The organism is Cryptosporangium aurantiacum, assembly GCF_900143005.1.
GTDB lineage: Bacteria > Actinomycetota > Actinomycetes > Mycobacteriales > Cryptosporangiaceae > Cryptosporangium > Cryptosporangium aurantiacum.
Genome location: NZ_FRCS01000026.1, coordinates 1 through 13640 on the forward strand (window position 1 = coordinate 1; position 13640 = coordinate 13640).

The following is a 13640-nucleotide window of genomic DNA, read 5'->3' on the forward strand; positions in this document are numbered from 1 at the left end:
CGGCGTCCGACGGCGATGGGGACGTCGTCGGGTCCGAGGACGATGCGGTTGATCGCGGCGTCGCAGGCGATGCGGTCGATGGCTTCGAGGGGGAGAGTGTCGCCGAAGTCGGTGCGGCCTCCGTCGCCGGGTCCGGGGACCCAGCGGCTGCCGGGAACCCAGACCCGGGGACCACGACCGGATCCGCTTCCCGAGCCGCCGGAGCCGCCGCCGGAGCCACTGCTGGAGCGGCCGAGGCCACCGTTACCCGAGCCGCCGCCGGGGCCGCCCGGGCCACTGCCGGAGCCGTTGGGGCGCACGTCCAAGCCGCCGGGGACGCCGGGGCTCGTGTCGGGACCGCCGGGGCCGCTGTCGGGGTGGTTGCCGGTGGGGGCCGCGGGTTCGGGTTGGTGCTGGGGGTCGGCGAGCCAGTCGGCGACCACGTCCCAGTCCCAGTCGGTGACCCACTCCTGCTCCCCGTCAGCGTCGAGGGGCCACTCGTCGTCCAGCCGGACCAGGATCTCGGGCAGCGGAGTGTCCGGGGCGGAAACTGGGGTGTCGGCCAGGACGGTGCGGCCGGTCGGGGTGCGGCGTAGGTCGCTGGCGTGCACGAGCACGGTCAGGTGCGGCTGCTCCCCGGCGGTGGTGGGGAGTTCGCCGGTGTCCAGGATGTGCCGGATGAGGTCCCGGAGGGCGTCGTGGCGGCGTTCGGCCGCTGAGCGCATGTCTTCGGGATCGGGTTTGGGCAGGGTCGCGAAGTAGGTCTGCAGCATCGCCCCGCATTCGGGCGAGAGGGAGCCTTTCAAGTCCCAGATGTCGTCGTAGGTCTGACCCAGGTAGATGGCGCGTTCGGGTTCCGGCGGATGGTCTTTCGCCGGAAGCAGGTGCTCGAGGATGCGTTTGGCGATCTGCCGCAGCTCTGAGCAGCTGAGCCGGTGGGCGTTCTCGAACAACATCTCCTCAGCGACCGGCACCAAATTCGGATCCACCGCGTCGACCTTCCGGGCCAGCCACGCGGCGACCTTCACATGCCCGAACGAGACCACCCCGGCGGACAGGGCGCCGGCGAAACGCGGCAGAACCGGTAACCGGCGCGCGGTGTCGACCAGAGCGCTGGCCTCACCGGAGGTCATTCTCAACGAGCCTTGGAGCCAGGCCTTCGTCGACGGGGCACCGTTGTAGGCGACCGCGCCTCGGCGATGCACCGCACCGACCGCTTCGGTGAGCCCGGCCTGGGCCACCCGCACGATTTCTTCCCAGTCTTCTACCCGGCCGAGCTGCGCGGAATCGGGGAGCCCGCCGAGGTCTTCCCCGGCCAACTCCCGCAACACCGCCACACACTCGACCATCGAACTCATGTGCGAAATTCTAGAGCTGCCCCCCGACAGAAAACGGATGCGCGGGAGTCAGACGCGCGCGCCATGCACGCGTACGGCGGCACGGCGCCATCACTGATCCGCACGCTGGTTATGCCGGTGACGGGTGTCCACGGGTCGCCTGACTTTGATGGTCTGAGTTGGCCGCGTTCCTCCGGCTTGACCTGGCCCCACCCGGTGCTCCGGCAGGCAGAGTCTCCGGCTTGACCTGGCTCCGGATTCCGGATTGAGGTGGACCCGACGCTCCAGACGCACAACCGAGCGGCCAGTTGCCGGTGAACTTACCTATCCAACCCGCGTTGTTGCTGCTCAAACACCCAATAACGAGCGACCACTTGCCTGCATTCGCAGTGCAGATCTCCGGCGGACCTGGCTCCTAGCGTTGTCGTCATGCCGCGGCGAACCTACACACACCCGGCGGCGGAGGGCGGCAAGCCCGGACCAGGAGGAGCCGATGCCTTCGTCCCCGATCCTCAATCCCCACAACCCGCGGAAGGTCTTCCGCGTGGGCAAGACCGACGTTGTCAGCTTCGTCCGCGAGGTACCCGAACGCCTCGCCGCGATCGGGTCAACGCGGTGACGACCGGCCAGCTCGTGCGGCTGCGACCGGCGGTGCGGGCATCACAGACGCCGGACGGCATCTACGTGCGCGGCTGGAGCACCGCCTTCACCGCTGCGGGCGGCGCGGACCTGTGGCACCTGTGGCAGCGGCTGGAGCCGACGCTGCGGGGCGGCGTCGAGGAGGGCCGGCTCGCGGGCCTGGCCACGCGGCCGGCCACCCGCGACGCAGTGGGACGCCTCGTCGATGCCCTGACTGAGCACGACATGCTCGTCGATGGGGGAGCCGAGCTCCCTGCGTGGCTGGAACAGCTGTCCCCGGACGCGATCGACGCCTGGCGGCGCCTCACCACCACGCCGGTGACGATCACCGGCGCGGGTGGCATCGCCGCCGCCGCCGCGTCGGCGCTCGAGGCGGCAGGCGTACCGGTGCTGACCGTGCGAGGCCGAGTGGCCACGGCGCCGGTCGTACTGAGCACCGGAGGCGCCGAGCCTGTCGCGGTGGCTGCGATCGGCGGACCGCACACCGGCTTCGTGACCCCGCCGAGTGCCGCCGTCGGATTCGCCAGCCGGGACGTCGACCGCATCGCGCGCCTGCTGAGCGTCGTCGCCCCCGGCCGGTCGAACGGGCCGCTCGCGGCTCTGCTCGGCGGGGCCGCCGCGGACCGCATCATCCGGCGGATCGCCCGGCTCCCCGATGGGCCCGAGCCCGGGCCGTGGCCGATGGTGCTCGTGGCCCGGGCCGCACCGCTGTCGTCTGAATACCGCCCCTGGCTGCTGAGCGGCGGGGCGGAGCGGACGGACGCAGACGTGCGGCGCCGGTTGGCCGCACTCTGTGACGAGCAGGTCGGCGTCCTACCGCCGCCGCGCTCGGACGACCTGCCCCAACTCCCGGTGGCGCTCGCGTCGTACGCGATGGCTCCTGGCGGGGTGACCGGCCTGGGGGCCACGGTCGGCGCGGCGCGGCTCGACGCGGCCTTGCGGGCGGCCGAGCGCCTTCTCGACCCGCAGGGTGCCGGCCGGCTCGCCGTCGGAATGAACGAGTCCCACGTGGACGGGATCCTGCTGCGCAGGGTGGTGTTCGACCTCGTCGGTCGCGCGGCCACCGCCGGCCTGCCGGGCCGCAGCGCGAAACGGCTGGCCGTCGCGCCGCTCGCGCACGGCCTGTTCGCCGCGCTCGTCACCGAGGACGGACGCGAGTCCGGTCGAGCGGTGGAGTTCACCGCCGAGCGGGCGGCGGCCTGCGCCGCCATGCAGGCGGACGGCGCGCGGCAGGCTCGCGCCGCAGGCCTTCCGGACGACGATGGGCCGCTGACGCTGTGCGGCGCGTTCGCCGCCGCGTCGTCGCACCACGGTCCCCCTGACGTCGAATGGCTGGACGGTTCGCCGGACGAGTCGCGCGTGCAGGACGCCCTTCGACTGATCGTGCCGTCCGCTCGCCGACCGCGTCCCGAGCGCCGACGGCGGCGGGGCGCCCTGTCGGAGGGGCTGCGAGCGACCGGCTTCGTCGTGAAGGTGGTCGACGCGGATGACTGAGCACAGCACGTTCGCCGCCGCACTACGAGCGAAGCTGGAATCCACGTCGGGTCCGCCGGTAGTGGTACTGGACGGTCCCACCACCGATGACCTCGACACCACCGCCGAAGCGGACCTTCTCGTCCTGCTGCCGACGACGTGGACCGCGGCGGACCTCACCGAGCTCAGCGACCGAGCCCCCGGTCCGAGCATCGCGCTGCGTCAGGACGCCGCGGTGACGGTGCTCGGTCCGGTAGTCGGCCCGGGTCAGCCCGGGTGCCTCCGCTGCGCGGAGCACGCTCGCCTGCGAATGCTGACGCTGCCGGGCGACCCGATGCTGCTGACGTTCGGCGGCCAGCCCTCACCGACCAGCCTGCCGCTGCTGGCTGCTCTGATCACCGCGGTGGCCCGCGATCCGAACATCGCGCCGGGGACGGTATGGACGCTCGGCCCCGCGGCGAACGTCGTCTCCGCCCATCAGGTCGCACCGGATCCGGACTGCCCGCGCTGCCACCCGATGCTCGACGACACCGCCGCCGGCGCCACGTTCACCCCGGTGCCACGGCCCGTCGGCACATCGTCCGAGCTGCGCGCGCCCAATCCTGCGGTCGAAGGAGACCGGCTGAACCGGGCGCTGATCACCGGGGGCTTCGGGACGGTGATCCGGCTGAACGACATCGACGCCGCACCCGTGCCGCTGGCCTCGGCGGTGACCGTGGCCGGCGGACGTCACGAGTACGGGTACGGCCGCGGCGCCAGCGTGGCGGAGGCGCGGCGCACAGCGCTGTTCGAGGCGGTCGAACGTCGGGCCGCTCTGCGTCCGCATGGCCGTAGGACCGTGCTCCGGGCGTCCTACGAGGACCTCGGCCCACAGGTCGCGATCGACCCCTCGACGCTCGGGCTCTCCGACCCGCGCCATCACGGACATCCCGCGTTCCGGCTCACCCCGTACCGGCCGGACGCGGTGACCAACTGGGTCTACGGCTGGTCGATGACGCGTGAGCGCGCCGTCGCCGTTCCGGAGCACGTCGCGTACTACGGACTGCGTGCGAGCCGTTCCGCGCCGCACTTCGTCGATGAGAGATCCAACGGTTGCGGCACCGGCAGCAGCCTCGAGGAGGCCGCCCTCTACGGGTTGTTCGAGGTCGTCGAGCGTGATGCGTTCCTGCTCGCCTGGCACGCCCGCACCCCGCTGCATCGCGTCGCGCCGCCGAGCAGCGACGAGTTGACTTGGCACCTCGTCCAGAAGACCACTCGGGCCGGGTACGACCTGCAGTTCTTCGACGCGACCAACGACCTCGCCCTGCCGGTGGTGCTCTCGCTCGCACTGCGCCGCGATGGGACACCGGCCGGTCTGCACGCCTACTTCTCTGCCGGTGCCCATCCGGATCCCCGCGTCGCCCTGCGATCGGCAGCGATGGAGGCGGCCGTCGGGTTGCACGCGGCCGCCCGGATGGCCCGCGACCTCACGTCGCGTGACTCAGCGCGGATACGGCGGATGCTGACCGACCCCACCGAGGTGCGCACGATCGACGATCACGTCGCCCTCAACGCGCTACCCGAGGCGCGGCCGCGGTATGAGTTCCTGCTCGACGGCCCCGGCCCCGTTGACTGGCGCGAGCTCTGGCCGGGGCAGCCGGCCCCGGTGACCGACCTGACCGAGGTACTGACCGGGCTGATCGAACACCTCGCGGGGCGGGGCCTCGAGACGGTGGTCGTCGACCAGACTGATCCGTGGATCCGTGCGCGGCTCGGGCTGCGCTCGGCGAAGGTGATCGTGCCGGGCACGCTGCCGATGACGTTCGGGTACGTCCACCAGCGCACGGTCGGCCTGCCGCGCTTGCTGCACGTGCCGTTTCAGCTCGGCCGTGCCCCCGCCGTGCTCGACTACGCGGATCTTCCCCTCCATCCGCACCCGTTCCCATGACGACGCTGGAGCGGGTGCGTTACCGGCCGGCGTCGCTTTGTTGACACAACCTCACTGCACGGTTGGGGCGATCGGTACAATTCGGCTTTGGCCAAGACCACAGTCGCGTCCCGATCGACGCTCGCCAGTCGTTCGGTCGCCCGGGGGCGGAAGGCGAGCGGGTGGGTGCAGGTCCCGGGAGAACCGGTCGAACACCTTCAGCGGAACCGTCCCTCGGCGACCTCGTCCGCACCCATCGGCAGAACGCCGGTCTGGCGCAGGAGACGCTCGCCCTGCGGGCGGGCGTGAGCATTCGGACGGTCAGCAACATCGAACGCGGTAGCGTCGCGCGCCCGCGGGCCGAGTCGGTTCGGCGCCTGCTGACCGCGCTCGGTCTGGGCGCCGACGATTCGGTCCGGCCCGCCGAGATCGAACCCGTCCAGGCGGGCCGCCCGGCCCTGGCCGTCCGAGTGCTCGGCCCGCTGTCCGTGGAGCGGCACGGTAGGGCGATTCCGCTGCACTCTGCCCGATTACGCAGTCTGCTCGGGCGGTTGGCCGTCCAGCACGGTCAGCCGGTCGGCCGCGAGGAGATCGCCGAAGCGCTGTGGGGCTCGCGCCCGCCGCGCACCTATCCGGCGCTGGTGAACAGCTACGTGGCCCGCCTGCGTGACGTCCTCGAACCGGATCGGGCAGCCCGTAGCCAGCTCGGTGTGGTCGTCCTGACCACCGGCGGTTACCGGCTCGACCTGCGCGAGGACCAACTCGACGTCGCGCGGTTCGAGCGGCTCGCCGACCGGGGACGGCACGCCCGCGGCGCGGGCGACCTCGGTGCGGCCCAGGAGCTGTTCGAGCAGGCCCTGGCCATCTGGCGCGGGCCGGTGCTGGCGGATCTGCGCAATCCGCTGTCGACGCAGCATCCGTCCGCCGTGGCGCTCGGGCAGTTGCGGCTGGACACGGCGGTGGCCTACGCCGACGCCAGCCTCACGCTCGGCCGCCACGAGGCGGTCGTCCGCACGCTGCGCGCGCTCGCTGACGAGGAGCCGCTGCACGAGGGGCTGGCCGCACGCCTGATGCTGGCGCTGGCCGCGACCGGACGCCAGGCCGAGGCCCTGGACCTGTTCTTCGCTCTGCGGACGCGCCTCGGCAACGAGCTCGGCATCGAACCGGGCACGGAACTGACCGATGCCCATCTGCGGGTGTTGCGCCAGCAGACGATGACGCCGAGGGCCGACGACGAGCCGGCCCGGGCGGTGCCCCGCCAGTTGCCGGCGGGCACCGTGGCGTTCCACGGACGGGCCGAGCACCTGAGCCGACTGGACGATCTGCTCGACGGTCTCGAGGCCGACCCTCGTCCCGACGCAGCGGTGGCCGTCGTGGCGGGGACGGCCGGCGTCGGAAAGACCACGCTCGCCGTGCACTGGGCACGCCGGCAGGCACACCGGTTTCCCCACGGTCAGCTGTACGTCAACCTTCAGGGGTACGACCGGTCGGGCGTTCCGGTGCAGCCCGCCGAGGCGATCCGCCACTTTCTGGACGCCCTCGGCGTGCCGCCCGAGCGGATCCCCGAGCGCCTGCCGGCCCAGGCCGCGCTGTACCGCAGCATCCTGGCCGATCGGCGGATGCTCGTGCTCCTCGACAACGCCCGCGACGTCACACAGGTCCGTGAGCTGCTGCCCGGCTCCGCCGACTGCCTCACGATCGTGACCAGCAGGGACCGGCTGGCTTGCCTGGTCGCCGACGGCGCCCTGCCGATCTCGGTGGACCTGCTGCCGGTCGGGGAGGCGGTGGAACTGCTCGCCCGCCGGATCGGCGGGCAGCGGGTGGGGGCCGAGCCGGACGCCGTCGAGGAGATCGTCAGACGGTGTTCGCGGCTGCCACTGGCGCTGGCGATCGTGGCAGCCCGCGCGGCGACGCATCCCGGCTTCGCGCTGGCTGAGCTGTCCGACGAGCTGACCGAGGCCAGTGCCGCTCTGGACGTGCTGAACACCGGTGATCTGGGCGTCAGAGCGGCGTTCTCCTGGTCCTATCGGGCGTTGACGCCGGCCGCAGCCCGGCTGTTCCGGCTGCTCGGACTACACCCCGGGCCGGACATCGCGATGCCCGCCGCCGCCAGCCTCGCCGCCGTCACCGCGGCCGGCGCTCGTCAACTGCTGGCCGAGCTGACGCGGGCCAATCTGATCACCGAACACTCCCTGGGACGGTTCGCCTGCCACGACCTGCTGCGCGCCTACGCCGGCGAACGGGGGCGGCGGGAAGATTCCGACGAGGAGCGGTCGGCTGCGGTGCGGCGGCTGGATGACCACTACCTGCGCACCGCACACGCCGCGGCACGGCTGCTCAACCCGGCGCGGCCCGCGATCCGCCTCCCGGCACGGCAGGCCTATGACGGCGTCACGCTGGCGGAGCTTGCCGATCACGGACAGGCCCTGCGGTGGTTCACCACCGAGCACCAAGTGCTGATGACGATCACCAAGCAGCCCGCCGACCTCGAACTACGACGCGACCGGCACGTCTGGCAACTCGCCTGGTGCCTCGTCGACTTCTTCGACCGACAGGGCCACTGGCGCGACTGGATCACCACCCACACCGCCGCGCTGGCCGCTGCTCGGTCCCTGGCCTCCGACGCCGCGCAGGCGCACATCCACCGTGGACTGGGACTTGCTCACGCCCGGCTGCGCTGGGACGGTGCCGAGGAGCATCTCCATCGCGCCCTGGAGCTCTTCGAGGCCCTCGACGACGGCGGTGGCCGGGCGGCCGTCCATCACGACCTCGCTCGGATCCTCGAACACGCCGGCCACCACACGGATGCGGTGGAGCAGGCATGGAAGGCCCTGAGGATCTATCAGAGCCTCGGCGACCTGGGCGGGCAGGGCAAGGTGCTCAACGGCATCGGCTGGCACTACGCCCTGGTCGGCGAACACCACACGGCGCTGCGGCACTGCGAACGAGCCCGTGACCTGCTTGAGCAGGCCGGTAGTCGCATCGTGCTGGCTGCCACCTGGGACAGTCTCGGCTACATCAGCCACCATCTCGGCGACTACCACAACGCCGTGAACTACTACGCGCAGGCTTTGGACACCTTCGCCGAGTTCGGCGAACGGGCCCTCCAGGGCGAGGTGCTCCTACACCTCGGGGACACCCAGGCCGCCGTGGGCGATATCGACGCCGCGCTCGAGGCATGGGGAGGCGCGCAGAGCATCCTCGAGAAGCTCGGCGTCCCCGATGCCGATCAGGCACGAGCCAGGATCGACGCGTCGCTGGCCGACCGAGTCTCGTCGGGGAGTCGATCCTGATGGCGGCCGCGACACCCTCCGGCTCCGACGCGTCGACGACCGCGCCACGCGTGGAGCGTCGATACCTGCCCTGGCTCGTTCTCGGCTGGGCGCTGGCCTACGGCACCGTCCAGCTGACCTGGGCCATCATCGGCGCGCCGTCGTTCGAGCCGCTCGGAACCGACCTCATGGTGTTCGCCGGCTGGGCGTCGGTGGGGCTCTGCGCGGCGGTCGCCGCAACTGCCGTGGGCCTGATCCGCGCGCGCTCCTGGCGGCCCGCGTTGGCGGTGGCGGGCTGGGGCACGGCGGTAGCTCTGGTGCTGGCGTGCCCACTCCTCCTGTTGGACGTCGTTGGGCTGCTCTTTCCGGGCCTGGGGCTGCCGTTCGACCTCGCCGCGTTCCTCAGCCGGTCCGCCGCGCTGACCGGAGCCGTGCTCGAGGGCCTCGCGCTGCGCCGGTACCAGCGGTTGTTCCGCGGGGACTGTCGGCGATGCGGACGCACCGGCAACCCGCGGTCGGCCGAGAGCGCCGTCCACGTGCCGCGCTGGGCGTGGGCCGCGGCGTACCTGGCAGTCGCCGGCTGCCTGATCAGGCTGGCCGCCCAGCTCGCGGTGGGGCCGGGCAATACACCGCTGGCGGAGGGCCCGTCGATGGTGGCGTTCGAGATCGGGTTCCTGCTCGCCGGAATCGTGCTGCCGTTGGCGCTGGTCCACTCCTGGGGCCGCGTCTGGCCGCGCTGGGTCCCGCTGCTCGCCGGCCGCCGCGTGCCCCGCCTGTTGCTGCTGGGTCCGGCGGTGGCAATCAGCGGCGGCCTGATCGTCTACTTCGGCGTCGGCCTGGTGCAACTGTCCGTCGAGACCATCACCGGAACCTGGGACCCCGGCGACGGGGCACTCCCGTTGTGGTTCTACTGGATCGCAATACCGGCTTACCTGCTGTGGGGGATCGGGCTGCTGGTGGCGACGGTCGCTTTCCAGAGGCGCACCCGGCGTCCGTGCCCGGCCTGCGGTCGCTGAATTCACGCCCGGGTCTCATACCTCACTGTGAGTGATCGGCGTTACCGTAGGTCGGTATGGGCCGGTGGTGCCGGGCAGGGCTGAGCGTCGCGGTCGTCGTCGGACTGGTGGTGGGCATGCTGTGGGCGCTGCAGCGGCGGCTGATCTACTTTCCCGACCGCGCCGCGCCCGCGGTTCCGGCCGCGGTCACGGAGGTCGGTCTTACTGCTGACGACGGGCTGCGGCTCACCGCGTGGCAGGTGGCGCCGACCGCCTCGTCGAGAAACGACGTCGTCACCCTGGTGGTGCCGGGCAACGCGGGCAATCGTGCCGGCCGCGTGGAATTGGCCCGCAAGCTCGCTGCGGCCGGGCTCACCGTGCTGCTCATGGACTACCGAGGCTACGGCGGCAACCCCGGCGACCCGTCCGAGGATGGGCTCGTCCGCGACGCTCGTGCGGCTTGGGACCACCTCACCGGTGCCGGTGGATTTACCGCCGACCGGATCATCCTGTTCGGCGAGAGCCTCGGCGCCGCAGTCGTCGCCCGGCTCGCCGCCGGTCTGTCTGAGCAGCCGCGCGGGATCGTGCTCCGCTCGCCGTTCGTGTCGCTGGCCGATGTCGGGAAGGCGCACTATCCGTTCCTGCCGGTCGGTCTGTTGTTGCGGGACCGGTTCCCGGTTGCGGACCAGATTCGCAGCGTCGGCGCGCCCACGATCGTCGTCTACGGCACGCGCGACACGATCGTCCCGCCGGACCAGAGCCGCACGGTCGCCGAGTCGGCCGCAAACCTCGTCGACAGCGTCTCGGTCGAGGGCGCCGACCACAACGACCCGGTGCTCGGCGACGGTCCCGCCGTGGTCGACGCGGTCCGACGCCTCGCCTAGTCCGGGCCGCCGCCCGGGCGGATTGCATTTGGAAGGCCTATGGCCCTTGCAAATGCAATCCGCTCAACGAATAGCGGCGTCAGGGGGCGCTGCAGTCGCGCGGGACGCTCCAGCCGAGCATCCCGGTGACCTGCGTGAGCTTGTCGCCGACGGCGATGCCGTCGTCGGTGATGCGGCAGTGGTACATGCCGTTGTCGTGAGCACTGTTGCGCATCTTCACGACGTTGAGCAGCCGGCCGATTTCGGCGCAACGTTCGATGTACCGGATCTGGATCACGTTGTGGAAGAGGAACATCAGCCCGACCAGCGGCTCTTCCACCGGCCCGAACGTGTTGGTCTCGCTGGTGACCCAGAGGGAAGCGCCGGCGGAGCGGATGACGCCGAGGAGACTGCGTAGGTAGGCGGGGAAGCGGTCGGTCTCGCGCGCGGCTTCGGCCATCTCGGCCAGGCTGTCGATCACGACCCGGGTGGTCGTGCCGTCGGCGAGGCGGTGACGGATCACCGCGGCCACGACGTCGAGTTCGAGTCGGCCCACCGGCACGTGGGAAATCATCAGGTGGTCGCTGGCGCGGGCGGCTTCGAAATCCCAGCCGAACTTGCCCGCCATGCCGACCAGTTGGTCGAGGGTGTCTTCGAAAGTGATGTAGAGGCAGCGTTCGCCGCGGGCCAGGCCCTCGGCGAGAAAGTTGAGACAGCAGATCGTCTTACCGACGCCGGAGGGCCCCAGGACGAGGGTGGCGTCAGCGTGCGGTATCCCGCCGTCCGTCAACGCGTCCAGGCCGGGAACCCCGGACGAGACGCGCAGGTTGTTCAGCGGCACTTCGTCGGGCAGGAACGACTCGACCCGGGGATACACCTGGAACCCGTCGGCCGAGATCGCCACCGTGTGAGCGCCGTTGAGATGGGTGGTGCCTCGCAGCTTGACGACCCGCAGAGTGCGCCGGTCCACCGGCTCGCGGGACTGGTACGACAGGTGCACGATGCCGTCGGCGAGGGCGAACTCCACCCCTGTCTGCATCTCCTCGGCGGTGTACTCGCCCAGCAGGAGTAGCACCGCCCCGCTGTGCGCGACCCGGCTGGTCAGATCGTAGAGCGCCGTCCGCAGGGCGTGATCGCTGACAAAATCCCGCAGCATCTTGGTGCTGTCGACCACCACCAGCACCGGCTCGTCGTCGAGAGCCCGGCGGACCACCTCGTCAACCAGCGGCTCGAGGTCACCGGCGCCGCGGTCTCGCAGCATGTCACCGAGGTGGACGTACTCGACCTTGGGCCCGAGAGCCGAAGGGTCGAAGAACGAAAACCCGCGCAGGTGTTCGACGAGCTTGGAGTGCGGCTCGGACAGGGTCGTGTAGTAGACGGCCTTGTGCTCGACGGTGGCGTTGGCGAAGCAGATCTGTTGCGCCAGGATCGTCTTCCCAGACCCGGGCGGCCCGGCCAGGACCACCACCGAGCCCGCGAACAGACCACCGCCGAGGATCAGGTCCAGGTCCGCCAGCCCGGTCGACAGCCGCTTCACTGCCCCTCACGTCCCTTCCGGAGCAGGTCATCGGCCACCGAGAGCAGCTCGGCGCGCTGGTAGGGCTTGGCCAGCGTCGCGTCGGCGTCGACCGCCAGCTGCCAGTCGCCGCTGACCGCGAGAATCGGAATGGTTGCGGTCGTCGGATCGGCGTGCAGCCGACGGATCAGTTCGACGCCGCCCATCACCGGCATCGTCATGTCGGTCACTATGAGGTCCGGCCGCGCCTCGTACACCGAAGCCAGAGCAGCGGCGCCGTCACCGGCCTCGGTGACCTCGTGACCGGCTCGCGTGAAGATGCGCCGCAGTAGGAACCGCAGGTCCGGCTCATCATCGACCACCAGGATCCTGCCCACCGAAGCCATCCATTCGACACGGCCGAGCCTCTGCGGACTCACCTCCGAACAGAATAACTACATAAAGATCATTTAACGGACAATTCTGGTGCGGCTCGAGTGGGTTGCTGCGGTCAGCGCAGCTGGCGCACGGCCAGAGCGACGGCCACGTAGAGCACGATCGCGACGATCAGGATGGCGATCGCGCCGATGGTGCGCGCTCGGTGGTGGCCCGGCCTTCTGAGCAGACCAAAGACCAGGGCGGACGCCGTAAGCGTGAGCGCCGCTGCGAAGCAGCCCCCGACGATGAGCGCCAGTCCGTTCAGCACGGCGAGGCCCACAGCCACCCGCTTGTTCACGGGCCGAGCGGCGAGAATGCGTTCTTTGCCGCCCTCGAGTACCGGTGCCAACTGGAGCCAGTCGTAGCCGAAGGTCACCGCCTGGCCCGTGGGTAACTGGTAGTTCCCCCACCGATCGCGCGGAAGCTCGTCCTCGTCGCCCTCCTCGCCGCCGGCCCTGAACAGGCGCGGCTTGCGTCGATTCCAGTGATTTTCGTAGACCAGGTCGGATCCCCTGCACCGTCAATCGATAGCGCACGCCTCGTGCGTTCCACCGGCACCGCCGGTCTAACCACGTGGAGTCGGGGCAGCGTTACACCGCGAGGAACTGGACGAGGCGGTCGATCACGGCTCCGACCTCGCGGCGCGCCCTGGCCGGATCCTCGGCTCGGGCCAGGTAGAGCGCCGCCTCGTCCAGCGCTCCGATCAACACGTGCGAAAGCGGCTCGACCGGCTGCGCTGCCACCCGGCCGACCGAGATGCCGTGCTCGAGCAGCCCCTGCACGAGCCCCATCCCGTAGCGCAGGCCGATCTCCCGCCACCGCTCCCATCCGAGCACTGCCGGAGCCTCGATCAACACGATGCGCTGGACCTCGGGCTCGGCGCAGGCGCCCAGCCAGGTGGCCGCGCCCAACCTCATCAGCGCGATCGGATCGCTCTCGCCGCTGTTGCTCACCGCCGCATCGATCCGCCGGGTCATCTCTGCTTCGACCGCTTCGAACACCGCGGCGAACAGCTCGGTCTTGTTCGCGAACTGGTGGTACATCGCGCCGCGGGTCACCCCGGCGGCCCGCACGATCGCCTCGGTGCCGACCGCGCTGAATCCTGACTCCGCAAACTGCTCGCGCGCCGCGTTGATCAGCGCAGTCCGCGTCGCCTCGGAGCGCTGTTCCTGAGTCCGTCGATTGCTTTTCATGCAGACAGTACGTATGTTTCTTGGGGCATGGACCGAACCTACCCGAAGGG

11 protein-coding genes are annotated in these 13640 nt (G+C 70.9%); 6 read left to right on the forward strand and 5 right to left on the reverse strand.

The features are described from left to right. The coding region (locus BUB75_RS40800; protein ID WP_143175741.1) for a DUF222 domain-containing protein at positions 1-1337 on the reverse strand (1337 nt) is incomplete at its 3' end. Positions 1338-1809: 472 nt separating this feature from the next. On the opposite strand from BUB75_RS40800, the gene BUB75_RS48340 reads away from it, so the two are divergent. The 6 genes from BUB75_RS48340 (at position 1810) to BUB75_RS40830 (ending at position 10485) form a co-directional block, all read left to right on the forward strand. Beyond that, complete coding sequence (locus tag BUB75_RS48340; RefSeq protein WP_281248459.1) at positions 1810-1935, forward strand: hypothetical protein; 126 nt, start codon at positions 1810-1812, stop codon at positions 1933-1935. Continuing rightward, positions 1932-3449 (forward strand): hypothetical protein, encoded by a 1518-nt coding sequence (locus tag BUB75_RS40805; protein ID WP_073265669.1) that lies wholly within the window; start codon positions 1932-1934, stop codon positions 3447-3449. Before BUB75_RS48340 ends, BUB75_RS40805 begins: the two co-directional genes overlap by 4 nt. Beyond that, positions 3442-5355 (forward strand): TOMM precursor leader peptide-binding protein, encoded by a 1914-nt coding sequence (locus BUB75_RS40810; protein ID WP_073265671.1) that lies wholly within the window; start codon positions 3442-3444, stop codon positions 5353-5355. The genes BUB75_RS40805 and BUB75_RS40810 overlap by 8 nt, the downstream gene beginning before the upstream one ends. Positions 5356-5516: 161 nt before the next feature. Further along, positions 5517-8627, forward strand: a complete 3111-nt coding sequence (locus tag BUB75_RS40820; protein ID WP_178380108.1) for a BTAD domain-containing putative transcriptional regulator — start codon at positions 5517-5519, stop codon at positions 8625-8627. Then, positions 8627-9622, forward strand: coding sequence for a hypothetical protein (locus BUB75_RS40825; RefSeq protein WP_073265673.1), 996 nt, complete (start codon positions 8627-8629; stop codon positions 9620-9622). The genes BUB75_RS40820 and BUB75_RS40825 overlap by 1 nt, the downstream gene beginning before the upstream one ends. A 56-nt stretch (positions 9623-9678) precedes the next feature. Beyond that, complete coding sequence (locus BUB75_RS40830; protein WP_073265675.1) at positions 9679-10485, forward strand: alpha/beta hydrolase; 807 nt, start codon at positions 9679-9681, stop codon at positions 10483-10485. A gap of 79 nt (positions 10486-10564) precedes the next feature. Here the strand turns inward: BUB75_RS40830 and BUB75_RS40835 are convergent, their stop codons facing one another. From BUB75_RS40835 to BUB75_RS40850, 4 genes are all read right to left on the reverse strand, one after another. Then, positions 10565-12001 carry a DUF7125 family protein gene (locus tag BUB75_RS40835; RefSeq protein ID WP_073265677.1) on the reverse strand — a complete coding sequence of 479 codons (1437 nt, stop codon included), beginning with the start codon at positions 11999-12001 and terminating at the stop codon, positions 10565-10567. Next, a complete protein-coding gene (locus tag BUB75_RS40840; protein ID WP_073265679.1) occupies positions 11998-12357 on the reverse strand; it encodes a response regulator in 360 nt (119 codons plus the stop codon). Before BUB75_RS40840 ends, BUB75_RS40835 begins: the two co-directional genes overlap by 4 nt. A gap of 113 nt (positions 12358-12470) precedes the next feature. After that, the gene (locus BUB75_RS40845) at positions 12471-12773 is read right to left on the reverse strand and encodes a hypothetical protein (protein WP_073265681.1); all 303 of its coding nucleotides are present in this window, start codon (positions 12771-12773) and stop codon (positions 12471-12473) included. 214 nt (positions 12774-12987) lie between these two features. Next, positions 12988-13590 (reverse strand): TetR/AcrR family transcriptional regulator, encoded by a 603-nt coding sequence (locus tag BUB75_RS40850; protein WP_073265683.1) that lies wholly within the window; start codon positions 13588-13590, stop codon positions 12988-12990. Positions 13591-13640 lie beyond the last annotated feature (50 nt).

What these genes read in the sequence shown, in the direction of transcription:
- BUB75_RS48340 (WP_281248459.1), top strand. Translation starts at nt 1,810, where the DNA reads ATGCCTTCGTCCCCGATCCTCAATCCCCACAACCCGCGGAAGGTCTTC.
- BUB75_RS40810 (WP_073265671.1), top strand. Translation starts at nt 3,442, where the DNA reads ATGACTGAGCACAGCACGTTCGCCGCCGCACTACGAGCGAAGCTGGAA.
- BUB75_RS40825 (WP_073265673.1), top strand. Translation starts at nt 8,627, where the DNA reads ATGGCGGCCGCGACACCCTCCGGCTCCGACGCGTCGACGACCGCGCCA.
- BUB75_RS40830 (WP_073265675.1), top strand. Translation starts at nt 9,679, where the DNA reads ATGGGCCGGTGGTGCCGGGCAGGGCTGAGCGTCGCGGTCGTCGTCGGA.
- BUB75_RS40850 (WP_073265683.1), bottom strand. Translation starts at nt 13,590, where the DNA reads ATGAAAAGCAATCGACGGACTCAGGAACAGCGCTCCGAGGCGACGCGG.